The organism is Brevundimonas sp. 357 (assembly GCF_003938605.1).
Lineage (GTDB): Bacteria > Pseudomonadota > Alphaproteobacteria > Caulobacterales > Caulobacteraceae > Brevundimonas.
Window position 1 is genome coordinate 133224 of record NZ_RHWX01000005.1, and the last position, 22598, is coordinate 155821.

Sequence of the window (22598 nt, forward strand, 5' to 3'; positions counted from 1 at the left end):
GCGGCGGCTCATACACCAGAAACGCGGAATCCACACTGTCGACCCTCTCCCGGTGGGAGAGGGAAGCAGGTCAGACCGGCGCGCCGCCGCCCTTGGCGATCCAGGCGTCGACCAGGTCGCCCAGAACGTCCAGCGGCACGGCGCCCGAGCCCAGGACCACGGTGTGGAAGTCCTTGATGTCGAAGCGGTCGCCCAGCGCCGTCTCGGCCTTGGCGCGCAGCTCCTCGATCTTCAGCTCGCCGATCTTGTAGCTGGTCGCCTGGCCGGGGTTGGTGATGTAGCGCTCGACCTCCTTCTGGATGTCGCGCTCGGACAGCAGGGAGTTGTGGCGGAAGTAGTCCATCGCCTGCTCGCGGCTCCAGCGCTTGGCGTGCAGGCCGGTGTCGGTCACCAGACGCACCGCGCGCCACAGCTCGGTCGAGAGGCGGCCGAAGTCGGAATAGGGATCCTGATAGAAGCCCATCTCCTTGCCCAGGCGTTCGGAATACAGGCCCCAGCCTTCGGAATAGGCGCCGTAGCCGCCGAAGCGGCGGAAGCTGGGCAGGTGCTCCATCTCCTGCGCATAGGCGATCTGGAAGTGGTGGCCCGGCGCGCCCTCGTGATAGCTGATGCCCTCGATCTGGGGCTTCAGCACCTGGGTCATGTCCGACAGGTTGACGTAGTAGATCCCGGGGCGCGAGCCGTCGGGCGCGGGCGAGTTGTAGAAGGCGATCGAGGCGGTCGCTTCGCGGAAGGGTTCGACCGCACGGACCTCCAGCGGGGCCTTGGGCAGGTTGGAGAACCACTGCGGCGCCACGGCCATGACCTGGGCCACGAAGGCGCGGGCGTCGGTCAGATAGGCTTCCTTGCCCTCCGGCGTGTTCGGATACTGGAACTGCGGATCGGTCTTCAGGAAGGCGAAGAAGTCCTGCAGCGTGCCGGTGAAGCCGACCTGGGTCTTGATCGTCTCCATGTCGCGCTGGATGCGGGCGACTTCGTCCAGGCCGATCTGGTGGATCTGGTCGGCGGTCAGGTCGGTGGTGGTCGAGAGCTGCAGGCGCGCGTTGTAATAGGCCTCGCCCTGCGGCAGGCGCCACACGCCCGCGTCGCTGTCGGCCTGGGTCTGCACCTGGCCCAAGGCGGTCAGCACCGTGTCGAAGCCGCGCTTGTAGGGGCCGGTCAGGGCCGTGCGGGCCGAGGCCAGCAGGCGGTCCTTGGTCGCCTGATCGGCGTCCAGGGCGGCGATCTTCTTCTGGAAGTCGGCCCAGACCGGGTTGTCGGCGCCGCCGTCGAACGGGGCGCCGGCGATCACCGCGCGGGTGTTGTCGATCGAGGGCTCGAACACGAAGCGCGGCGAGACCACGCCCTTGCCGGCGCGCGCCGTCAGGGTGTCGGCCACCTGGCCCATGTAGCGCTCGGCGGCGTTCAGGCGGGCGATATAGGCCTCGGCGTCCGAAACGCTGCCGATGCGGTGGTTGTTGATCAGGAAGACCGGCAGGCTGGTGGTCGGGTTGCCGTTGGCGGCGAACTGGAAGCCCCAGTCGCGCCACTGGTTCGACAGGCGGGCCTGCTGCACCCCGTGTTCGAACAGGCGCCAGGACAGGCGGCTCTGCTCGCTCAGCTTGGTCGGGTCGAACTGGGCCTTCATCTGCGCCAACTGGGCTTCCTGCAGGGCCAGCGAGCGTTCGGCGGCGGCGTCGGAGACGTCGTCCAGCTTGTCATAGTCGGTCTTGCGGCCCAGCGAGGTCATGCGCTGAGGGCTGAGGGCCACGCGCGCCTCGAAGGCCTGTTCGAAGAAGGCGTTGAGCCGGGCGTCCTCGTTCTGGGCCTGAACGGTTGCTGCGGCCGGCGCGGCCCCCTCGGCCATGGCGGCGGGCGCGGCGGCGCAGAGCGCCAGCACGGCGGCGGATGAAATCAGAAGACGACGCATGAGAAAGACCCCCCTCGGTACAATAAGGGCGGCACTCTTTCGCGAAGCGTGGCCGGGCGCAAGCCGGGAAGGGGTCACCCTCTCCCGCCGGGAGAGGGTCAGCCGCCGCGCAGGTCGGTGATTGTCCGGCCCGGCGCGATCTGTTCGGCGTCGGTGATCAGGTGGACCAGGGCGGGACGACCGCTCGCCGCCGCCTCGCGCGCCGCCGCCAGGGCCGCCGGGAAGTCGCCGGTCGTCTCGCAACGCACGGCGAAGGCGCCGAAGGCCTCGGCGAACTTCACGAAGTCGGGGTTCTTCAGCTCCGTGGCGATGACGCGGGTCGGGTATTCCCGCTCCTGGTGCATGCGGATGGTGCCGAAGGTTCCATTGTCCACGACCACGACAATGACGCCCAGCCCGTACTGGGCGGCGGTGGCCATCTCATTGGCGCTCATCATGAAGTCGCCGTCGCCGGCGATGCAGACCACTTCGCGCGACGGATGGACCGCCTTGGCCCCCAGCGCCGCCGGATAGCCGTAACCCATGGCGCCCGAGGTCGGGGCCAGCTGGGTGCGGCGGGCCTGATGGCGGTGGAAGCGGTGCAGCCAGGCGGCGAAGTTCCCTGCGCCGTTTGTCAGGATGGCGTCCTCGGGCAGGGCCTGCGCCAGATGGGCGATGACTTCGCTCATATTGACCGCGCTCTTGACCTCGATGGGCGAGGAGAAGGCGAGGAAGTCGGCATGGGCCGTCGCGCCCTGTTCGGTCCAGACGCGGCCCGGATCGATGGTCGACAGGGCCTGGGCCGCCAGCGAATTGTCCGCCGCCGCCGACAGGGCGGGCGCCCAGACGCGGCCCAGCTCTTCGGGCCCCGGATGGATGTGGATCAGGGTTTCGGCCGTCCGGGTGCGGTCCAGCAGGGTGTAGCCCTGGGTCGGATTCTCGCCCATGCGCGCGCCGATCACCAGCAGCAGATCGGCGTCCTTGACCCGCGCCACCAGCTTGGGGTTTGGCCCCAGGCCGAGGTCGCCGGCATAGCCGGGGTGGTCGTTGCGGATCAGATCCTTGCGACGGAAGGACAGGGCGACCGGTAGGCCCAGGCGTTCGGCCCAGCCGGAGATCGCGTCGGTCGCCTCATCGGTCCAACCCGAACCGCCCAGGATCAGCATGGGGCGTTCGGCGCGCGACAGGCGCTCGCGCACCTGTTCGACGAAGGCCGGGTCCAGCGCGGCCTTGGCCAGGATGACGGGACGGATCGGCGAGGGGCCGCCGTCCTCGTGCAGGATGTTCTCGGGCAGGGCGACGACCACCGGGCCCATGCGGCCCTGCTGGGCCGTGGCGAAGGCGCGTTCGACGACTTCCACCGTGCGCTCCGGGCTCTCGATCTCGGTCGCCCATTTGGCTAGGCCGCCGAACACTTCGCGGTAGTCGACCTCCTGGAAGGCGCCCCGGCCGCGGTCGGTCAGGGCGATTTGGCCGACGAACAGGATCATCGGCGTCGAATCCTGATGCGCCGTATGCACGCCGATGCTGGCGTGGGTCGCGCCCGGCCCGCGCGTGACCATGCAGACGCCGGGGCGGCCGGTCAGCTTGCCGTAGGCCTCGGCCATGTTGGCGGCGCCGGCCTCGTGGCGGCAGACGATGACCTCGATCTTGTCCTGGACGTCAGCCAGGGCGTCGAGCACGGCGAGATAACTCTCGCCGGGCACGCAGAAGACCTTGTCGACCCCGTTCATCACCAGGGTTTCGACCAAACGGCGGGCGGCGGTTCCGGAAGCTTGCGTCATGCTTTCGCCGTTAGCAGATTGAAGGATGAATTGGCCATGCAACCTTATGGTCAAGCTTCACGTTGAAGCGTCAAATCGATCCACGGGGATTTCATCATGCGCAAGTTCATCGTTCTCAGCGTCATCGCCGCCGCCCTGACCACCGCCGCCTGCAACACGGTCGCCGGCGTGGGCCGCGACGTCTCGGCGGTCGGCCAGGCCGTCACCTCGGGCTCGGAGCGCGCCAAGAGCTGAAACTGACGGCGACGCGGCGGCGTTGCCTTGTTTTGCGTTTTCGCCACAAATCCACAGACGAAGTCCGTCATTCTGACGCGGCAATCGGAGGAATTGAGATGGGACTTCTGGACAATATCCTGGGCGGCCTCGGCGATGACGCCGCCGGCGGTCTGGCCGACCTGCTCAAGGGGCAGGGCGGCGTGGCGGGCCTGGCCGAAAAGTTCGGCCAGAACGGCTTGGGCGACGTGGCGGCCTCGTGGATCGGCAAGGGCGGCAACGCCGCGATCTCGCCGGAACAGATCGCCGCCGTCATCGGCTCGGGCCCGATCGCCGACTTCGCCCAGAAGCTGGGCATTTCGCCGGAACAGGCCAGCGAGACCCTGGCGGGTCTGCTGCCGGAAGCCGTCGATCGCCTGACGCCGGGCGGCAACGCCGACGGCGCGGACGACATGCTGGGCGGCCTGCTGGACAATCTGCCGGGCGGCCTCGGCGGCGCGCTGGGCGGTCTGTTCAAGCGTTAAGGCTTGGCGCTAGGCCTCGGCCTCATAGGTGACGCCCGTCAGATAAAGCCCGTCTGACGGCGCCACCGGGCCGCACCGCGCGCGGTCCCTGGCTTCGAGCGCATCGGCCAGGTCGGCGGGGCGCCAGCGGCCCAGGCCGACCTCGGCGATGCTGCCCGCCATCGAGCGCACCTGGCGATGCAGGAAGCTGCGCGCCTCGAACACCAGATGCACCTCTTCGCCGACTCTGGCGACGCGGGCCACGTCCAGCGTCTTGACCGGACTGGCCGCCTGGCAGGCGGCGTCGCGGAAGGTGGTGAAGTCGTGCAGGCCGATCAGGGCCTGCGCCGCCGCGTGCATGGCCTCGGCGTCCAGCGGCTTCTTGACGTGCCAGACCCGGCCTCGGTCCAGCGCCGGGCGGCCGGGCCGGTTGAGGATGCGATACAGGTATTTGCGTCCATTGGCGGTGAAGCGGGCGTGCCAGTCGTCGCTGACCGGCGTGCAGTCCAGCACCGCCACCGCCTCATTCATCAGATGGGCGTTCAGCGCGTTCATCACCGTGCGCGCGGGCCAGTCGCGCTCCAGATCGACATGGCAGGTCTGGCCCGTGGCGTGGACGCCTGTGTCCGTGCGCCCGGCGGCGGCGATCCGCACGGCTTGGCCGCTGAAGGCGGTGATCGCCGTCTCGATGGCGCCCTGCACGGTCGGCTGGCCGGGCTGAGCCTGAAAGCCGTTGTAGGCCGAGCCGTCATATTCGACAGAGAAACGATACCGGGGCATCAGCCCAGCACGGTTCCAGCGGAGATGGGATAGCCACGCAGCATCTCTTGCGCCGCCTGCGCCGCCTTGCCGGGGCGCTGGACGCGGGCCAGGCGCACAGCGCCGGTTCCGCAAGCGATCGTCAGGGCGTCGTCCAGCACCTGACCGGGTGTCCCTTGTCCTTCGGCCAGAACCGACATCAGGGCCTTGATGCGCACCGGCTCGCCGTCGACCTGGACCTCGAACCAGGCGCCGGGGAAGGGAGACAGGCCGCGGATGTGGGCGTCCACCTCGGCGGCCGGGCGGGTCCAGTCGATGCGGGCTTCGGCCGAAGTGATCTTCTTCGCATAGGTCGGCTCGCCGGCTTGCTGCGTCTCGGTGAAGCCGCCGCGTTCGATGGCGGCCAGGGCGCGGGGCCACAGGGCGGCGCCGACGTGAGCCATGCGGTCGCCCAGAGAGGCCGCGGTGTCGTCGGCGTGGATGTCCATCAGCTCCGACAGGATGACGGCGCCTTCGTCCAGACCCTCGCTCATCCGCATGATCTGGGCGCCGGTCTGGCGGTCCCCGGCCATGATGGCGCGCTGGATCGGGGCGGCCCCGCGCCAGCGCGGCAGCAGCGAACCGTGCAGGTTGAAGCAGCCCAGACGCGGCGCCTCCAGCACTTCCGGTTTCAGGATCTGGCCGTAGGCGACGACGCAGGCGGCGTCGAGGTCCAAGCTCTTGAAGACGTCGATGGCCTCCTGCGCCTTCATGCTGTCGGGTGTGAAGACCGGCAGGCCCATGGCCTCGGCGAAGGCGTGAACCGGCGACGGCGTCAGCTTCTGACCCCGGCCCTTGGGGCGCGGCGGTTGCGAATAGACGGCGACGATCTCGTGCCCCGAGGCGATCAGCTCGGCCAGGGACGGCACGGCGAAGTCGGGGGTTCCCATGAAGGCTAGGCGCATGGGCAGGCCTTTAGACCGTGAGGCCGATTACATCCAGCGGGTATAGACGCCGCCGCCTTCGTCCCATTCGCCGCCTGCGTCGAGCGCGTCGTCGAAATCGAGCAGGCGGTCGATGACCACGCCCGCCACCACGCCGACAGCGGCGACGGCCAGCAGGGTCGCGATGCTGGCGACGCCGACCTTCTCGTTGCGGGTCAGGCGGCGGCGACCGCGTTGATCAATGATGCGGGTCTTGCGAGCCATCAGGCGGCCATCCTCGCGTGTTTCTTGACCTTGGAGACCGCTCGGTCGCGACGCAGGCGCGACAGGTGGTCGATGAACAGGACGCCGTTCAGGTGGTCCAGCTCGTGCTGGAAGCAGACGGCGTACAGGCCCTCGATCTCTTCTTCAATCGTCTCGCCCTGATAGTTCATGTAGCGCACGCGCACGCGCGCCGGACGCTCGACCGCATCGTAATAGGTCGGGATCGACAGGCAGCCTTCCTCATAGGAGAACATCTCCTCGGACGACCACAGGATTTCCGGGTTGACGAAGAAGCGCGGGTTGCGGCGCTCCAGCGCCTCTTCCTCGGTCTGCGGATCGTCAGAAGCGCCCTCGACCGGCTTGTCGCCCAGGTCCATGACGACCACGCGGGTCAGCTCGCCGACCTGCGGCGCGGCCAGGCCGATGCCCGGCGCGTCGTACATCGTCTCCAGCATATCATCCATCAGGGCGCGCACGGCGTCGGTGACGCCGCCCTCGACGGGCGCGGCGACGGTCTTCAGGATCGCCAGGTCGGCGGCGTTATCGATAGTCAGGATACGACGAATGGCCATGCGGGGGAGGTAGGGCCGCCGCCCCCGAACGTCAAGAATTTCCGACCGTGGCGCTCGGACTTCTCGGCCGGCTTCAGGCGGGCGGCACTTCGCGCGGCTTGCGGTCCTGGTCGATGGCCACATAGGTGAAGACGCCCTCAGTCACGCGGACCGACTGGGCCTCGGCCTGGCCGCGGGCGCGCTTCCACGCCTCGACATGGACGCGGATCGACGTGCGGCCCGTGCGGATGATCTTGGCGTAGATCGACACCTCGTCGCCGACCGACACCGGCTGGTGGAAGACCATGCCGTCCAGGGCCACGGTGGCGCAGCGGCCGCCCGCACGCTCGAACGCCGGGGTCGCCCCGGCCAAGTCCATCTGCGCCAGCAGCCAGCCGCCGAAGATGTCGCCTTCGGGGTTGGTGTCGGCGGGCATGGCGATGACGCGGCCGACAGGCTGGCCTTCAGGCAGGGTGGCGATGGGCTTGTCGTCAGGCACGGCGATTTCTCGATCAGGCAAAGGGGAGGGTGGATTTCATGCGCCCTTGGCCGTCTGGTCGCAAGTTCGTTGCGGCTTCTTTCAGGGACGCGCGACGAAACGCAGGATGGCGGGCAAGCTGGCGAACGGAGCCGACCCGTGGTCCTCGTCGGCCAATATGGTCAGGGGCGCGCCGGTGGTCGCCGCCAGATCGCGCAGGTTGGAGACCATGCGTCGCGCCAAATGCGGGCCGGGCAGGCCGGGAGCCTCTTCTTCGGCGCCGACGGCCAGGAACAGGTCTCTGCGGCGCTGTGGCGGCTGGGTTTCGATGACGGCGGGGTTCCACCAGATCGACGGGCTGACGGCGGCGAAGCGGGCGAAGGGGACCGAGCGGGCGCGCGCCTCCAATACGAACTGGCCGGACATCGAGTGGCCCATCAGGGCGGCGCGCGCCGGATCGGCTCCATACCGGATCGCCAGCGGCAGGACGCCTGCGACCAGTCGGCGCAGCAGGTCGGGCCCGCGCGCCTCCATGGTTCGCCCGCCCTTGTCGGCGCCGGAAACGAAGGCGAAGGCGCCCAGACGTTCGGCGTCGGGCGCCAAGGCGACGCCCAGCACCATCATCGGCCCCACGCGCGTCTTCTGCGCGCGGCGGGCCAGGCGACGCGCGGCCTCGGCGGCGGCGGTGAAATAGGCCTCGCCCTCCAGCACGATGAGCAGGGGCCAGCCCTGAGCGGGCGGCTCGCCCTCGGGCGCGCTCAGCCACAGGTTCAGGCCCGGGGCGTCGCCGTCGGCGGACAGACTCAGGGCGCGGCACCCGCCGGACAGGGGCGGCGCGGAGGGCGAAAAGACGCAAGAGGCGGAATCCATGGCTTCACCCTAGCCCATCTCGGCCCTGAGATGTATTGCGACGCAGTCGCTGAATGGAGTGTGCTGTTGGCGAGTCTAGACCCTACCGCGTCCAGCGCGACGCCCGATGCGGTCGCGGCCTATGGGCGCGACGTGCGGCTGCGGTTCCTGGCCATCGGCGGGCTGGCGGTTCTGGCCTTGTGCAGCCTGCTGCTGGACGTGGTGACGGGGCCGTCCTCGATCTCGCCGCTGGCCGTGCTTCAGGGCGTGTTCGACCCGTCCAGCCTGTCCACGGCCCAGCAGGCCATCGTCTGGCAGGTGCGCCTGCCCTACGCCCTGATGGCGATGATGGTCGGCGCCGCCCTGGCTCTGGCGGGCGCCGAGATGCAGACGGTGCTGAACAATCCCCTGGCGAGCCCCTTCACCCTTGGGGTGTCGTCTGCCGCCTCGTTCGGCGCGTCGCTGGCCATCGTGCTGGGCGTGGGGGCCGGCTTCATCGGCGCCGACTGGCTGGTGCCGCTGAACGCCTTCGTCTTCGCCTTCGGCTCGGTGCTGGCGCTTCAGGCCCTGGCGCGGATGAAGGGCTCGGGGGTCGAGAACATCGTCCTGTTCGGCATCGCCCTGGTCTTCGCCTTCAACGCCCTGACGGCCCTGGTGCAGTTCCTGTCGTCGGCCGAGGCGCTGCAGCAGCTGGTGTTCTGGACCATGGGGTCGCTGTCGCGCGCCACCTGGGGCAATGTCGCGGCCCTGGGCGTGGTGCTGGCGGCGGTCGCGCCCTTCTCCCTGCTGTCCTCGCGCGGCCTGACGGCGCTGCGCCTCGGCGAGGATCGGGCCATGAGCTTCGGCGTGGACGTGAAGCGCCTGCGTTTCCTGTCTCTGTTACGGGTCAGCCTGTTGTCGGCGACGGCCGTGGCCTTCGTCGGCGCCATCGGCTTCATCGGTCTGGTCGGACCGCACATCGCCCGCCTGCTGGTGGGCGAGGATCACCGCTTCTTCCTGCCGGCCAGCATCCTATCCGGGGCCGTCATCATGTCGCTGGCCTCGGCGGCGTCGAAGATCATCGTGCCGGGCGTGTTGATGCCGGTCGGCATCGTCACCGCCGTGATCGGGGTGCCGGTCTTCCTGGTGCTGATCTTCCGCAACGGGGGACGCGCATGACCGGGCTGGATATCCAGAACCTCAGCGCCGATTACGGCGGTCGCCCCATCGTCAAGGGCCTCAGCCTGCCGCCGCTCAGCCCCGGCGAGGTAGTGTCCGTGGTCGGCCCGAACGGCGCGGGCAAGAGCACCTTCCTGCGGGCCCTGGCGGGTCTGATCCCGGCCAAGGGCGTGATCCGGCTGGACGAGACCGAGCTGACCGGACTGTCGCTGGCCGATCGGGCCAAGCGCGTCACCTACATGCCCCAGACTCTGCCGCAGGGCGTGGCCTTGACGGTGCTGGAGACCGTGGTGGCCTCGATCCGCGCTACGCCTCTGGGCGGCGCCGGCTTCACCGACAGGCAGGCCGTCGAGCGCGCCTATGAGGTGCTGCAGCGCATCGGCGCCGAGACTCTGGCCGGGCAGCGTCTGGACCGGCTGTCGGGCGGTCAGAAGCAGTTGGCGGGCCTGGCCCAGGCCCTGGCGCGCGAACCGCGCCTGCTGCTGCTGGACGAGCCGACCAGCGCGCTGGACCTGCACTATCAGTTGCGGGTGCTGGACCTGGCGCGCGAGGCGGCGGCAGAGCGGGGCATGACGGTGATGATCGTCCTGCACGACCTGCAGGCGGCGGCGCGGGTGTCCGACCGGATCGCCGTCATGGCCAAGGGGCGGTTGGTCGCTTTCGGAACGCCGGACGAGGCGGTGACGCCTGCCATTCTGGCCGAGGTCTACCGCGTCTCGGCCCGCGTTCAACGCTGCGATCGCGGGGTGCTGCAGGTCATGATCGACGACGTGCTGAGCTAGGGCTTCCCTCTCCCGATGGGAGAGGGCTTGAGCCTCCAAGAGCCGGAGGCGATTGGAACAGGCGAAAGGGTGAGGGTTCTGTCCTGTCAGTCGGCGTAAGCCGTCGCAATTGCATGGCGGTCAGCTTGCGCTGACTTCAACCGGGAACCCTCACCCTTTCGCGCAAGAGCGACGGCTACGCCGCCGCGCGCTCAAGCCCTCTCCCAACAGGCGAGGGCGACAAGCGTCTTTACGGACGGATCAGCGTCACCACGTCGCCGGTCGGGTCGACCGGGACCGGCGTGCCGGCCGGGGCGCCGCGCGGCAGGCCGCGGGCCTTGTTCGAGACGTAGACGGCGTTGGTCGCGCGGTCGATGGCGATGGTCTGGGGGAAGGTGCCCGTCTGCAGGTTCGCCTTCACCGCATAGGTGTCCGAATCCAGCACCGTCACCGTGCCCGCCTGACGGTTGGCGACGTAGATCTGCTTGACCGCGCCGTTGTAGGCGACGCTCAGGGCGCCCGCGCCGGTGGCGACCTTGTGGATCAGGGCGCCGGTGTCGGCGTTCAGAACCGTCAGCTCGCCCGACTTCTGATTGGCGACGAACAGGCGGCGGCCTTCGGAATCGACGGCGACGTTGATGGTCGAGTCGCCGTGCGACGGCCACTTGCCGACCGTCTCGCCGGTGGCCAGGTCGATGGCCGCGACTTCATTGCTGCTCATGCCCGTGACGTAGAGGCGGTTGGTCGAGGGATCGAGCGCCGCGCCGGTCAGGCCGCCGACCGTGGCGGTGATGGTGCGTTCGACCGTGTTGGTCGCGCCGTCGATGACCCAGATCAGGTTCGGCTTGGAGGCGTCGCCCGCCTCGCCGCCGACGACGCTGACATAGACCTTGTTGTTCGCCTCATCGACGACGACCTGGCGGACGTGGGCGCCTTCTTCGTCGCCGTTGCGGATGGCGGCGATCACCGCGCCCGTGCGGGCGTTGATGGCCGTGATCACGCCCGAACGGGTGTCGGTGCCGTACAGCACCTGGGTGCGGGTGTTCAGGTTCAGGCCGTAGAGCGGGTTGGCCGAGACGTCGACCGAGGATTCCGGCGCCAGTGTCTGGCCCTGCAGGCGGACGATCTGGGCCTGGTTGGCGCCGCGCGGGCCGACGGCGGCGACATAGAGGTCGTTGTCGGCCGGGTTGAAGACGATCTCGTACAGGCCTCCGGGGGCGACCTTGACGGTCTTCTCGATGGTCTGGGCCGAGGCGGTTGAGGCCATCGCCAGGGCGGCGAAGGCGGCGGCGGTCAGAATGCCGTTGCGAAGGGTGATCATGACGGTTCTCCGGGATGAAATCAGGCGGCCGGGACCAGATCGGTCCAGTAGTCCCCGCGATAGGGGACGGCCAGGAAGTCCTTGTTGATCGTGTCCAGCGTCGCGCGCGGGTCCAGATCGGCGAACAGTTCGGGCTGGATCCACTTGGCCAGAACCTCGGTGACGACGATGTCGATGGGCGAGTTGATCAGCTGGTGCGACAGGCCGTGCACCTTGCCCTCGCGCACCGCCTTCAGGGTCGACAGGCCGCGTCGCCCGGCCACGCGGCGCAGCGAGGCGCGCGAGGTCTCGACGTCATATTTCGGGCCGACGACGAAGCCGCCGGTCTTTTCCAGATGCGGGCCGCCGGTGGCGATGTAGATGTCCGGATCGCGCTCGACCACGAACTCCAGGTTCAGCTTGCCTGACGGCTGTTTCAGCACCTCGGCGCCGATGTTGCGGGCGCCGACGAAGGTCAGATAGTCGCCGATGTTCCCGGCCCCGACCGAGTTGCAGCAGTCCGGTCCGTTGCCCGCGTGAGCCTCCAGGAAGACCGTCGGCTTCTGCGCGTCCTTCAGTCCGGTCACGCGGTCGGAGATGACCTTCAGCCGGGCGGCGCGGAAGGCGTTGTAGGCCTCGGCCTGTTCCTCGCGGCCGATCATAAACCCCAGCAGGCTCAGGCTGCGCGGCTGGTTCTGGAACGGGTGCTGGAAGAAGTCGATATAGGCGACGCGCACGCCCGCCTGCTCCAGTTGGGCCGTCTGGGCGTCGGTCGGGCCGGAATCCAGCGACACCAGGGCCACCTGCGGCTGGGCGCCCAGCACCGCCTCGACGTTGAAGGCGGCGGCCGAACTCGGCGTCTTGGGCAGGGTCGCCAGCGCCGGGGTTTTCTCAAGATAGGCGGCGTAGATGTCCGGGCTGAGGCGGTTCACGTCACCCGCCCATGCGGCCAGCAGGCTGACCGGATCGGGATGGATCAGCGACAGGGCGATCAGGAAGCGGCTGTCGTCGATCGACAGCTTCGTCACCGGCGGGGTGATCGCCAGCGGCCGGTCGCGCAGGTCGGTCAGCAGGGAGGTCGGTGCGGCCTGGTCCCGGCGCGTGCAGGCGGCGGCCCCGGTCGCCATCAGGGCGGCGGCGCCCAGCAGCAGGGCCCGACGTCCCAGGTTGAAATCGGCCATCAGCCCCATCCTCACAAGTCCCAGCTCATGCCCATCCAATAGCGACGCCCATCGCTTTGGAAGCCGCAATCGACGGCATGCGGCGTCTTGCTTTTCAGACGGAGGCAGGGATGCGTCGCAAGGACGCGGGTGGCCGCGAACGAGGCCAATATGCTTGCGGCGCCGGTCTTCAAGCTGGTCGCTCCGTCCTCAGATCGTGAGGATGGTGGGTAGTAATAATCACTCGCACTTGCAAGCGCGGTGTATCGGACAAGCTGACGAAAGACGCCCGGGGGCATCGAAAAGAGGTTAGGCGGCGGGCGTGGCCTGCAGCGCCGCAGGCGGTTCCTGCACCATGAAGGGCCCCATGGCGAAGGCCGCCACGGCGGCGCCGGCCGACAGGGCCAGAACCGCTACGACGACATAGGCCGTCACGGCGCGCGAACGACGGCGGCGAAACCCTCCCGGCCTGACGTTGCGGACCAGCACATAGGGCTGATTGCTGAAGGCCTCGGAGCCCACGATGTTATGCTGAGACAAGAATACGCTCTCGACTGTCCTGTGACGGACCGTTCAGAGAGCGGCCACATGAGGCCAAAGGATGGCGAACGGCGCTCGGCTTCTACAAAACTACAGCGAAGTCAACTGCCAAGGTTGACGTTGATCGCTCGACCGCCGCGCGTCTGGACCCGGCGCATCACCACCATGATGTCGTCTCCCGCCTTGACCGGAGAGATCAGGAACCAGCTGCCGTCCGGCAGACCGCTGAAGCTGAAGGCGCCGTCGGCGCACGCTTCGGCGCGCTCGAACGAGCGGTAGTCGGCGCCCTGTTCTCCTGCCGAGCGGGCGCGCACTACGGCGGCGGGCACGGCGGCGCGGTCGGTCGAGCCGTACAGGCGCTGCATCCGGGCGCGGGTGTAGGGGGTGTCGGGGATCAGGCCCACATTGCCGACGCAGTTGAAGCTGCGGCCGTCCTGGGCGAAGGCGACGCGGCCGTTGATCGAGGCTTGGCCGGAGCGCGTCGACCAGGTGAAGTCGTCGGCGCTGAACTCGGCCGGGCCGCTCGTTCCGCCGCCCATCGGCGTTGTGGCGCAGGCGGCCAGGGTCAGGCCGGCGGCCGCTGCGGCGGCCAGGGCGGTCAGGCGCGAACGGCGCGCGTTCGAGGGGCGGTCGGTCATCGTGGGTCGGCTCCCGGCTTTCTCGGATCAGGCGAGTTTCGGCATGACCCCCGTCGCAGGGGCGAGTCAAGGTTGCCCGGCGTCGCGGCCTGCTCCACAAGAGGCGTCGGAGACCGGACGACAGAGGCCGGCCGAAGTGAATTCAGGGATTTCATGACCGTCACCATCGACGACATCCGGGCGGCGCAACAACGTATCGCCGGCCAGGTCGACCGCACGCCCGTCCGCTATTCCCGCCGCTTGTCGCAGCTGACCGGGGCGGAGATCTGGATCAAGTTCGACAATCTGCATTTCACCGGCAGCTTCAAGGAGCGCGGCGCCCTGAACCGGTTGCTGCAGCTGACGCCGGACGAGATGAAGCGCGGCGTCGTCGCCGCCTCGGCGGGCAACCACGCCCAGGCCCTAGCCTATCACGGCGGCCGTCTGGGCGTGCCCGTGACCATCGTCATGCCCGAGGGCACCCCCTTCGTGAAGGTGGACGGCACCCGCGCCCACGGCGCTGATGTGGTCATCCACGGCCTCGACTTCTCAGCCTCGACCGAGGAGGCCAAGCGGCTTCAGGCCGAGCATGGCTATGTCTTCGTCTCGGCCTTCGACGACGAGGGCATCGTCGCGGGGCAGGGGGTCTGCGGCCTGGAGTTTCTGGAGGACGCGCCGGACCTGGACGCCCTCATCATCCCCATCGGCGGCGGCGGCCTGATCGCGGGCAGCGCCATCGCCGCCAAGGCGATGAAGCCGGGCATCAAGATCTTCGGCGTCGAGGCCGCCCGCTATCCGTCCTTCACGGCGCGCCGTCGCGGCGAACCGGCCAAATGCAGCGGCCAGACCATCGCCGAGGGCATCGCCATCAAGGCCGTGGGCGAGATTCCCTTCGCCCTGGCCGACAGCCTGATCGACGAGGTCTTCGTCTGCGAAGAGGCTGATTTCGAAAAGGGCGTGGCCCTGCTGGCGACGCTGGAGAAGACGGTGGCCGAGGGCGCCGGGGCCGGCGGCCTGGCCGCCATCCTGGCCAACCCGGAACGCTTTAAGGGCATGAAGATCGGCGTCGAGCTGACCGGCGGCAACATCGACGCCCGCATGCTGGCCGTGGTGCTGAACCGTGAAATGGTCCGCGAGAAGCGGCTGATCGTCTATCGCATCCTGGGCGACGACCGCCCCGGCATGCTGTCGGCCATGGCCGCCGTGATCGGCGGGCTGGGCGGCAACATCATCGACGTGGTGCACAACCGGCTGGCGCTGGACGTGCCCGCCAAGGGCGCCGAGTTCGACATCATGGTCGAGACCCGCGACGCCCGTCATGCCGAGGAAATCGGCGCCGCCTTGAAGGACCAGGGTTATGAACTTCGCATGGGCTAAGCGCCCCCTCGGCGCCGCTATGGCCGCGACCGCCCTTCTGGCTCTCGCCGCTTGCGGCCGTCCCGCCGCCGCGCCTGAAGACCTGGCGAAGAATGCGGCGGAATCAGCCGCCTACATGAAGAAGAACGCCTCGGAAGAGGGGGTGCAGACCCTGCCGTCCGGCCTGCAGTACAAGGTCGTGGCCTCTGGTCCGGCGGGCGGCGTCAGCCCCGATCGCAACGACCTGGTCAGGGTCGATTATGAAGGCACGCTGACCGACGGCACGGTGTTCGACAGCTCGTTCAAGCGCGGCGCCCCGGCGGTCTTCTCGCCCGAGGGCGTGGTGCCCGGTTGGACCGAGGCCCTGCAGCTGATGAAGCCCGGCGACGAGTGGATTCTCTTCCTGCCGCCCGAGCTGGGCTACGGCGAGATGGGCGGCCCGCCGATGATTCCGGGCAACGCCGTGCTGGTGTTCCGCCTGAAGCTGCTGGACGTTGCGCCGGTCCCCGGCGGCGGGCGCGGCGTCGGCTCGGCGATGGGCTGACCTTTCCTTCTCCCCTTGTGGGAGAAGGTGGGCGCCTGAGGCGCTCGGATGAGGGGTGTTATCGCGGCGGCCTGAAGGTTTGATCACGCCGTCGCCGCATCCTTGCTGAATGTCGCGCCGACACCCCTCATCCGTCTCGCTGCGCGAGCCACCTTCTCCCACAAGGGGAGAAGGGCTTTAAATGCGTTCGCTGATCTTGATGGCGGCCTTGCAGCCGACCTTGATGACGCTGCTGAGCAGGCGATAGGCCGGCGCCTTGCGGCTGCCGTGCTCGATGGCGTGGTCGTGGTGGGCCAGTTCCTCTTCGCGGAACTTGGTCAGTTCGGCGGCCAGTTCGGGATCGCGGTCGCGGATCTCCTCGATCTGATCGGCGTAGTGTTTCTCGATGACGCTCTCGACCGCCTCGGTGCAGGCGTGGGCGGCCTTTTCCGAGATCAGGGCCGTGCCCGCGCCCAGGGCCGTCGCCGCCAGCTTCCACAGCGGGATCATGGCCGTGGGGCGCACCCGGTTCTCGTTCAGCAGGGTCTCGAAGCGGGCCAGGTGGACGGCTTCGTGCCCCTCCATCTCCGTCAGGTCGGCGGCGATGGCGTCCTTGCCCTTGCGGCCTTCCAGCACGGCGCGCTGGGCGCGATAGATGTGGACGGCGGCGAACTCGCCCGCGTGGTCGACGCGCAGCATCTCGGCCAGGCGCGCCTTGTCCTGACCCACGCCGGGGCGAGCCAGGGGGATGCGGCGGGCGGCGGAGACGGCTTCGGCTGATTGGGTCATGACGCCTCTATCCTAGCTCCTCGGCGCGCGGGCGTCCTTGGGACGTTTCGCCGCCAGCAGGCTGAAGATAGCCAGCGCCAGGGAGATCACAAAGTTCCAGCCCGCCATCGACAGGCCGGCGAAGCTCCACGGAATGTCGCCGCAGGAGACGAAGCCCGTGCTTCCGCCCGTGCCGTCGACCAGGGCCGTCAGCGCCGACAGGTCGATGGTGGTGCTCGGCGCGGCCATGCAGGTGGCGGGCAAGGCCCACCACTTCAGCTCGCCCCCGGCGTGATAGCCCGCCGTGATCGCTCCGGTCAGGAAGATCGCCGCCAGCAGGAAGGAGGCGATGCGCGGCGTGCCCCGGCTGGCCCGGCTGAACAGGGCCCAGAAGGTGGCGGCCCCGGCGATGGCGACGGCGGCCCAGTAGACCTCGCGCTGCTTCAGGCACAGGTTGCAGGGCGCCAGGCCGCCGAACCGCTCGAACGCATGGGCCGCGCCCAGCATGGCCAGGGCGGCGGTCAGGGCGAAGGCCGTCCACCAGCGGGTCAGCAATTTGTAGATCGCGCTCATCTGCGCCTCACAGGAACCAGGCGCCTCTCATAAACTGAGCGGGGACCGGCGTCGATCAGTGACCGATCAGCTTGACCATAAAGAAGGCGCCGACCAGCAGCGCCAGGAACAGCACGGTGAACAGGGCTAACCGCTTCTCGACGATCGCCAGCATCGGCGGGCCCCAGCGCTTGAGCACGAAGGCCACCAGGAAGAAGCGGGCGCCGCGCGTCACGACGCACAGGGCGATGAACAGCGCCAGATTGAACTGGAAGATGCCCGAGGCGATGGTGATCAGCTTGAAGGGGATGGGCGTCAGCCCCTTGATCAGGATGACCCAGGCGCCGTGCTGCTGGAACAGGGCCTTGGACGCCTCGAAGGTGTCGGCCTTGCCCAGCAGGGCCAGCATCCACATGCCGACCGGCTCCAGCCAGTAGCCGATGGCGTAGCCCAGAATCCCGCCCAGCACCGAGGCGATGGTGCAGACCGTGGCGTAGAAATAGGCGCGTTCCGGCTTGGCCAGCACCATGGGCGCCAGCATGACGTCCGGCGGAATCGGGAAGAAGGAGCTTTCGGCGAAGGAAACGACGGCCAACGAGCGCGTGGCGTGACGGTGGCGGGCCAGGGAGAAGACCCAGTCGTAGAGCTTGCGAAGCATTCAGGCGTCCCGATCGAGGCCCCCGCCTCTCGTCCTTCGCCCGATAGCAGGCCAGACGAAACGGCGCGAGAGGCGAACGATCGCCTGCGACACCGGAACGTGTGCCGTTTCAGTCCACAGCCGCCTTGCGCCCGACACCGCCCCGCCAGTAGGTTCCGCCCCAATCAGCGGCCGCGCCATGCAGGCCTGAGCCGCGTCAAACCATAAGAGAGAGGAGACGCGCCATGCAGGATGCCGCCAAACTCGACCAGGAAAACCCCCTCGGCGTCGACGGTTTCGAGTTCGTCGAATTCACCGGCCCCGAGCCCGAGGCGATGATTTCGCGTCTGGAGCTGATGGGCTTCACCCCCACCCACGTGAACCCGGCCAACGGCGTGGTGCGCCTGAAGCAGGGCGACATCACCATGCTGGTCCATCGCACGCCCGCCGGTCAGGCGGCGGACTTCGCCAAGGACCACGGCCCCTCGGCCAACGGCATGGCCTTCCGCGTCGCCGACGCCAAGGCCGCCTATGAAGGCGCGCTGGCGCGCGGCGCCCGCAAGGCCGAAGGCGTGAACGGCGGCGCCCTGGCCGGCGACTACCCCTATGTGCTGCAGGGCATCGGCGGCAGCCTGCTCTATGTCGTCGACCAGTACGGCGAGACCGGCTCCCTGTATGACGCCTGGGACGAGATCGAGGGCTGGGAAGAGGCCGAGCGCAAGAACTCCATGGGCCTCGAAATCCTGGACCACCTGACCCACAACGTGCGTCGCGGCGAGATGCGCACCTGGTCGGGTTTCTACAGCTCGGTGTTCAACTTCGAAGAGCAGAAGTATTTCGACATCAAGGGTAAGGCGACGGGCCTGTTCTCCCAGGCCATGATCGCGCCCGACCGCGCCATCCGCATCCCGCTGAACGAAAGCCAGGACGAGAATTCCCAGATCGAGGAATTCATCCGCCGCTACAACGGCGAAGGCATCCAGCACATCGCCCTGACGACCGAGAACATCTTCGAGACGGTCGAGGCCATGCGCGAACGCGGCGTCGACTTCCAGGACACCATCGAGACCTATTTCGAACTGATCGACAAACGCCTGCCGGGCCACGGCGAGGACGTGGAGCGGATGCGCAAGAACCGCATCCTGATCGACGGTTCGGACGAGGAGGGTCTGCTACTGCAGATCTTCACCCAGGACACCTTCGGCCCGATCTTCTTCGAGATCATCCAGCGCAAGGGCAATGAAGGCTTCGGCAACGGCAACTTCCAGGCCCTGTTCGACTCGATCGAGCTGGACCAGATCCGTCGCGGCGTCATCAAGGTCGACGCCTGAATGCGGTTTCGGCCTCCGCACTGGCTGCCCTGGCTCGGCCCGCTTCTGGCGGCCGGGGCCGGGGCCCTGGCGGGCGAGTACTGGCTGGGGGGCGGCTTCTGGATGGTGCTGGCCGCCGCCCTGGTCTGCGGCTTCGCCCCCATCCTGGCCCACCGCCTGTGGCGACGCCTGCATCACAGACGCTAGACTGAGTTGTCCTCCCCACGCCGTGGGGAGGGGGACCGCGAAGCGGTGGAGGGGCCTCTTCAGCGAAAACCGAGCCGCCCCTCCGTCTCGTCAGCGATAGCCGACGATCCACCTCCCCATGTCATGGGGGAGGAGAAAATAATGGGGAGCCTGAAATGAAATCCATCGCCTTGGCCGCCGCTGCGGCCGCCGCCCTGCTGGCCTCGCCGGCCTCCGCCCAGGACGCCCCGACCTGGTCGATCGCCATCCACGGCGGCGCGGGCGTGATCGAACGCGCCCAGCTCAGCCCGGAGCGCGACGCCGCCTATCGCGCGGGTCTGCAGGCCGCGCTGGACACCGGGTCGGCCGTGCTGGCGCGGGGCGGCTCGTCGCTGGACGCCGTTCAGGCCGCCATCGAGGTGATGGAGGAGAACCCCCTGTTCAACGCCGGGCGCGGGGCCGTCTTCACCTCGGCCGGGAAGAACGAACTGGACGCCGCCGTCATGGACGGAACGGAGCTGAACGCCGGGGCCGTCGCGGGCCTGACCCGCACGCGCCACCCCATCGCCGCCGCCCGCGCGGTGATGGAGAAGTCGCCCCACGTCATGCTGATCGGCGAAGGCGCCGAGACCTTCGCCCGCTCGGCCGGGCTGGAGGAGGTGGCGCCCTCCTTCTTCTTCACCGAAAGCCGCTGGCAGGCCCTGCTGAAGGCGCTGCGCGACCGGGGCGAGCCCCTGCCGCCGCGCCCGGAAGGCGCGCCCGCCGAACCGGCCCGCCTGGGCCCGGCCGCGCCGCTGGCCTTCAACCTGCATGAAGCTCCGCTGGACGAGCGCAAATTCGGCACCGTCGGCGCCGTGGCCGTCGACAGCCAGGGCCGCCTGGCCGCCGGCACCTCGACCGGCGGCACCACGGCCAAGCGCTGGGGCCGCGTCGGCGACGTGCCGATCATCGGCGCCGGCACCTACGCTTCCAACGCCGACGGCTGCGCCGTCTCGGCCACCGGCACGGGCGAGTATTTCATCCGCGCCACCGTCGCGCGCGACATCTGCCGCCGCACGGCCGAAGGCGCGACCGTCCAGGAGGCCGCCGACGCCGAGATCGCCGAGGTCGGGACCATCGGCGGGGACGGCGGCGTCATCGTCATGGGCAAGGACGGCGTGCACGCCTTCTCGATGAACACCTCGGGCATGTATCGTGGGTCGGTGTCCTCGAGTGCGCCCGCCCGCGTGGCCATCTACGGCGACGAAGTGTCGCGATGACCGGCCAGGTCGTCGATCTCGAACAGAAGTTCGCGGCCTTCTCCGATCACTGGCGGCCGCGCGTCGCGGCGCAGCTGAACGGTCAGGACGTGCGACTGGTCAAGGTGCAGGGGATTTTCCCCTGGCATAGCCATGTCGAGGCGGATGAGATGTTCCTGGTCTGGAAAGGCCGGTTCCGGGTCGAGTTCCGCGACCGGATCGAGACGCTGGAGCCAGGCCAGTTCATCGTCGTCCCGCGCGGCGTCGAACACCGCACCGCCGCCGACGAGGAGGCCGAGGTGATGATTTTCGAGCCGTCCGAGGTCGTAAACACGGGCGACGCTCCGACTTCCGATTTCACGGCGCCGATGGGGCAGGCGATATGAGCAAGGGCGACCATTCCGGCGTCATCGTTCCGCCGCCCGCGATCTATTTCGCCTTCCTGCTGGGCGGTTGGGGGCTGGGCCAGTGGCTGGTCGAGCCGTCGCTGGGTCTGGCGACCGAGGTTCGGCGCGGCGCGGCCCTGGCGTTGATTCTGGGCGGCCTGTTTCTGGACGGAGCGGCGGCCGGCTATTTCCGTCGTCTGGGCACCCCGCCCGAGCCGTGGAAGCCGACGACGGTCCTGGCCACGGGCGGTCTCTACCGCTTCAGCCGCAACCCCATCTATCTGGGCTTCGCCATTACCTATCTGGGGCTGGCGATCGCCATGGACAGCCCGATCGCCCTCGGTCTGCTGCTCCCCTGCCTGATCGTGGTCGATCGCTTCGTCATCGCCCGCGAGGAACGCTATCTTTCCGTCCGTTTCGGCGCCGAATACGACGCCTATCGCCAGAAGGTCCGTCGATGGCTGTGAGCCCTGAAACCCCCGCGCCCCACGCCGACGAACTGTCCGAAATGGCGCTGGAGGAGCTGGACGCCGCCTGCGCCCTGCGCTGGGTCGAGCTGAAGGCCGTCACCCCCTGGGGCGATACCTATGAGGGCATGGCTCCATCCGGTCGCGAAGTCGAGGTCGAGCGCCGCTACTTGTGGGCGCATGAACCCGCCGGCGCGATCATCGTCGAGGTCGAGGTGCGCGACCCGGCCAAACGCACCGGGGCCGAGGCTCGCGCCGTCATCAGTCCGCCGGGCGTCGAAACGCGCTGAACGGCGTCTTCATGCGCTGATCTTCGCTCAATCCGCTTTCCAAGCTTCGCTCTCAAGACTAGCTTCTTCTCATGAAACTCGCCTCGCTCAAGCACGGCCGTGACGGCCGCCTCGTCGTCGTCTCCAACGACCTGAACTGGTTTACGGACGCCTTCCTGATCGCCCCGACGCTGCAGGCGGCGCTGGATGACTGGGAGCGGTGCGAGCCGCTGCTGCGCGCCCTGGCCGAAAGCCTGGAGCACGAAGGCGTGCCGCGCGGCCGCTTCCACGAGCGCGACGCCGCCGCCCCCCTGCCGCGCGCCTATCAGTGGGCGGACGGCTCGGCCTATGTGAACCATGTCGAGCTGGTGCGTAAGGCGCGCGGCGCCGAGATGCCGCAGAGCTTCTGGACCGACCCGCTGATGTATCAGGGCGGCTCCGACGGCTTCCTGTCGCCGCGCGACGCCATCCCGCTGAAGGACGAGGCCTGGGGCTGCGACCTGGAGGCCGAGATCGTGGTTGTGACCGGCGACGTGCCGCTGGGCGCGACGCGGGAAGAGGCCCTGGCGGCGATCCGTCTGGTCGGCCTGGTCAACGACGTCTCGCTTCGCAACCTGATCCCGGCCGAACTGTCCAAGGGCTTCGGCTTCGTCCAGTCCAAGCCGGCCAGCGCCCTGTCGCCGGTCTTCGTCACGCCGGACGCCCTCGGCGACCGCTGGAAGGACGGCAAGCTGTCGGGCGCGCTGCTGGTTCAGATCAACGGCCAAGACTTCGGCAAGGCCGACGCGGGCGTCGACATGACCTTCGACTTCGGCACGCTGATCGCCCATCTGGCCAAGACCCGCTCCTTAAGCGCCGGGACGATCATCGGCTCGGGCACGGTGTCGAACAAGGACGCCGACGGCGGCCCCGGCAAACCGGTATCCGAAGGCGGCCTGGGTTACAGCTGCATCGCCGAGATCCGCACGGTCGAAACCATCCAGACCGGCGCGGCCAAGACCCCCTTCCTCAAGCACGGCGACACCGTCCGCATCGAAATGCTGGACGACAAGCACCACACCCTGTTCGGCGCCATCGAACAGACGGTGGCGGCGGCCTGAGCCTTCAGGCCTCCCTCATCCGATAAAAACTGGCGGCGGCGGCGCTTCACCGATTGAC

Annotated in this window: 28 protein-coding genes; 13 read left to right on the forward strand and 15 right to left on the reverse strand. The window is 68.7% G+C overall.

Annotation, left to right across the window (positions count from 1 at the left end; translation table 11 throughout):
- Window positions 1-70: 70 nt before the first annotated feature.
- Window positions 71-1909, reverse strand: a complete 1839-nt coding sequence (locus EGK63_RS06300; protein WP_125900433.1) for a DUF885 family protein — start codon at window positions 1907-1909, stop codon at window positions 71-73.
- A gap of 98 nt (window positions 1910-2007) precedes the next feature.
- On the reverse strand, window positions 2008-3672 hold the full coding sequence (locus EGK63_RS06305) for a thiamine pyrophosphate-binding protein (RefSeq protein ID WP_125900434.1): 1665 nt from the start codon (window positions 3670-3672) through the stop codon (window positions 2008-2010).
- Between the two features lie 96 nt (window positions 3673-3768).
- Between EGK63_RS06305 and EGK63_RS06310 the strand changes: the two genes are divergently transcribed.
- A complete protein-coding gene (locus EGK63_RS06310) occupies window positions 3769-3906 on the forward strand; it encodes an entericidin A/B family lipoprotein (RefSeq protein WP_125900435.1) in 138 nt (45 codons plus the stop codon).
- Window positions 3907-3938: 32 nt separating this feature from the next.
- Window positions 3939-4409, forward strand: coding sequence for a YidB family protein (locus EGK63_RS06315; RefSeq protein WP_256375761.1), 471 nt, complete (start codon window positions 3939-3941; stop codon window positions 4407-4409).
- A 9-nt stretch (window positions 4410-4418) separates the two neighbouring features.
- On the opposite strand, the gene truA is transcribed toward EGK63_RS06315, so the two are convergent.
- The 6 genes from truA to EGK63_RS06345 form a co-directional block, all read right to left on the reverse strand.
- Window positions 4419-5168, reverse strand: a complete 750-nt coding sequence (gene truA, locus EGK63_RS06320; RefSeq protein WP_125900436.1) for a tRNA pseudouridine(38-40) synthase TruA — start codon at window positions 5166-5168, stop codon at window positions 4419-4421.
- Complete coding sequence (gene fmt / locus EGK63_RS06325; RefSeq protein ID WP_125900437.1) at window positions 5168-6091, reverse strand: methionyl-tRNA formyltransferase; 924 nt, start codon at window positions 6089-6091, stop codon at window positions 5168-5170. Before fmt ends, truA begins: the two co-directional genes overlap by 1 nt.
- A 27-nt stretch (window positions 6092-6118) precedes the next feature.
- Window positions 6119-6334, reverse strand: coding sequence for a hypothetical protein (locus tag EGK63_RS06330; protein WP_125900438.1), 216 nt, complete (start codon window positions 6332-6334; stop codon window positions 6119-6121).
- Window positions 6334-6906, reverse strand: a complete 573-nt coding sequence (def, locus tag EGK63_RS06335) for a peptide deformylase (protein ID WP_125900439.1) — start codon at window positions 6904-6906, stop codon at window positions 6334-6336. Before def ends, EGK63_RS06330 begins: the two co-directional genes overlap by 1 nt.
- 73 nt (window positions 6907-6979) lie before the next feature.
- Complete coding sequence (locus EGK63_RS06340; protein WP_125900440.1) at window positions 6980-7384, reverse strand: acyl-CoA thioesterase; 405 nt, start codon at window positions 7382-7384, stop codon at window positions 6980-6982.
- Window positions 7385-7465: 81 nt separating this feature from the next.
- Window positions 7466-8233 carry an alpha/beta hydrolase gene (locus EGK63_RS06345; protein ID WP_125900441.1) on the reverse strand — a complete coding sequence of 256 codons (768 nt, stop codon included), beginning with the start codon at window positions 8231-8233 and terminating at the stop codon, window positions 7466-7468.
- A 60-nt stretch (window positions 8234-8293) separates the two neighbouring features.
- Between EGK63_RS06345 and EGK63_RS06350 the strand changes: the two genes are divergently transcribed.
- Window positions 8294-9370 carry an iron ABC transporter permease gene (locus EGK63_RS06350; protein WP_243637599.1) on the forward strand — a complete coding sequence of 359 codons (1077 nt, stop codon included), beginning with the start codon at window positions 8294-8296 and terminating at the stop codon, window positions 9368-9370.
- On the forward strand, window positions 9367-10152 hold the full coding sequence (locus EGK63_RS06355; RefSeq protein WP_125900443.1) for an ABC transporter ATP-binding protein: 786 nt from the start codon (window positions 9367-9369) through the stop codon (window positions 10150-10152). The genes EGK63_RS06350 and EGK63_RS06355 overlap by 4 nt, the downstream gene beginning before the upstream one ends.
- Window positions 10153-10381: 229 nt before the next feature.
- Here EGK63_RS06355 and EGK63_RS06360 read toward each other — a convergent pair whose 3' ends face one another.
- From EGK63_RS06360 to EGK63_RS06375, 4 genes are all read right to left on the reverse strand, one after another.
- A complete protein-coding gene (locus EGK63_RS06360) occupies window positions 10382-11452 on the reverse strand; it encodes a YncE family protein (protein ID WP_125900444.1) in 1071 nt (356 codons plus the stop codon).
- A gap of 20 nt (window positions 11453-11472) precedes the next feature.
- Window positions 11473-12612 (reverse strand): ABC transporter substrate-binding protein, encoded by a 1140-nt coding sequence (locus EGK63_RS06365; RefSeq protein WP_243637600.1) that lies wholly within the window; start codon window positions 12610-12612, stop codon window positions 11473-11475.
- A 288-nt stretch (window positions 12613-12900) separates the two neighbouring features.
- The gene (locus EGK63_RS06370) at window positions 12901-13131 is read right to left on the reverse strand and encodes a hypothetical protein (RefSeq protein WP_125900446.1); all 231 of its coding nucleotides are present in this window, start codon (window positions 13129-13131) and stop codon (window positions 12901-12903) included.
- Between the two features lie 101 nt (window positions 13132-13232).
- The gene (locus EGK63_RS06375; protein WP_125900447.1) at window positions 13233-13769 is read right to left on the reverse strand and encodes a hypothetical protein; all 537 of its coding nucleotides are present in this window, start codon (window positions 13767-13769) and stop codon (window positions 13233-13235) included.
- 153 nt (window positions 13770-13922) lie between these two features.
- Here EGK63_RS06375 and EGK63_RS06380 point away from each other — a divergent pair, with 153 nt between their 5' ends.
- Window positions 13923-15125: a threonine ammonia-lyase gene (locus EGK63_RS06380; protein ID WP_125900448.1), complete on the forward strand. Its 1203-nt coding sequence runs from the start codon at window positions 13923-13925 to the stop codon at window positions 15123-15125.
- On the forward strand, window positions 15106-15648 hold the full coding sequence (locus EGK63_RS06385) for an FKBP-type peptidyl-prolyl cis-trans isomerase (RefSeq protein WP_125900449.1): 543 nt from the start codon (window positions 15106-15108) through the stop codon (window positions 15646-15648). The genes EGK63_RS06380 and EGK63_RS06385 overlap by 20 nt, the downstream gene beginning before the upstream one ends.
- A gap of 177 nt (window positions 15649-15825) precedes the next feature.
- Here the strand turns inward: EGK63_RS06385 and EGK63_RS06390 are convergent, their stop codons facing one another.
- Genes EGK63_RS06390 through EGK63_RS06400 form a run of 3 tightly spaced genes read right to left on the reverse strand, consistent with a single transcriptional unit; the run spans window position 15826 to window position 17605 of the window.
- On the reverse strand, window positions 15826-16416 hold the full coding sequence (locus EGK63_RS06390) for a demethoxyubiquinone hydroxylase family protein (RefSeq protein WP_125900450.1): 591 nt from the start codon (window positions 16414-16416) through the stop codon (window positions 15826-15828).
- Between the two features lie 12 nt (window positions 16417-16428).
- A complete protein-coding gene (locus EGK63_RS06395) occupies window positions 16429-16968 on the reverse strand; it encodes a disulfide bond formation protein B (RefSeq protein ID WP_125900451.1) in 540 nt (179 codons plus the stop codon).
- 55 nt (window positions 16969-17023) lie between these two features.
- Window positions 17024-17605, reverse strand: coding sequence for a YqaA family protein (locus EGK63_RS06400; protein WP_125900452.1), 582 nt, complete (start codon window positions 17603-17605; stop codon window positions 17024-17026).
- 224 nt (window positions 17606-17829) lie between these two features.
- Between EGK63_RS06400 and hppD the strand changes: the two genes are divergently transcribed.
- The 7 genes from hppD to EGK63_RS06435 all read left to right on the forward strand — a co-directional run bounded on the left by hppD (window position 17830) and on the right by EGK63_RS06435 (window position 22540).
- Window positions 17830-18915 carry a 4-hydroxyphenylpyruvate dioxygenase gene (hppD, locus tag EGK63_RS06405; RefSeq protein ID WP_125900453.1) on the forward strand — a complete coding sequence of 362 codons (1086 nt, stop codon included), beginning with the start codon at window positions 17830-17832 and terminating at the stop codon, window positions 18913-18915.
- Window positions 18916-19101, forward strand: coding sequence for a hypothetical protein (locus EGK63_RS06410; protein WP_125900454.1), 186 nt, complete (start codon window positions 18916-18918; stop codon window positions 19099-19101).
- Window positions 19102-19256: 155 nt separating this feature from the next.
- The gene (locus tag EGK63_RS06415) at window positions 19257-20339 is read left to right on the forward strand and encodes an isoaspartyl peptidase/L-asparaginase family protein (RefSeq protein ID WP_125900455.1); all 1083 of its coding nucleotides are present in this window, start codon (window positions 19257-19259) and stop codon (window positions 20337-20339) included.
- Window positions 20336-20704: a cupin domain-containing protein gene (locus EGK63_RS06420; protein WP_125900456.1), complete on the forward strand. Its 369-nt coding sequence runs from the start codon at window positions 20336-20338 to the stop codon at window positions 20702-20704. The genes EGK63_RS06415 and EGK63_RS06420 overlap by 4 nt, the downstream gene beginning before the upstream one ends.
- Complete coding sequence (locus tag EGK63_RS06425; RefSeq protein ID WP_125900457.1) at window positions 20701-21171, forward strand: isoprenylcysteine carboxylmethyltransferase family protein; 471 nt, start codon at window positions 20701-20703, stop codon at window positions 21169-21171. The genes EGK63_RS06420 and EGK63_RS06425 overlap by 4 nt, the downstream gene beginning before the upstream one ends.
- Complete coding sequence (locus tag EGK63_RS06430) at window positions 21162-21461, forward strand: hypothetical protein (RefSeq protein ID WP_125900458.1); 300 nt, start codon at window positions 21162-21164, stop codon at window positions 21459-21461. The genes EGK63_RS06425 and EGK63_RS06430 overlap by 10 nt, the downstream gene beginning before the upstream one ends.
- 71 nt (window positions 21462-21532) lie before the next feature.
- Window positions 21533-22540, forward strand: coding sequence for a fumarylacetoacetate hydrolase family protein (locus EGK63_RS06435; RefSeq protein ID WP_125900459.1), 1008 nt, complete (start codon window positions 21533-21535; stop codon window positions 22538-22540).
- Window positions 22541-22598: the final 58 nt, after the last annotated feature.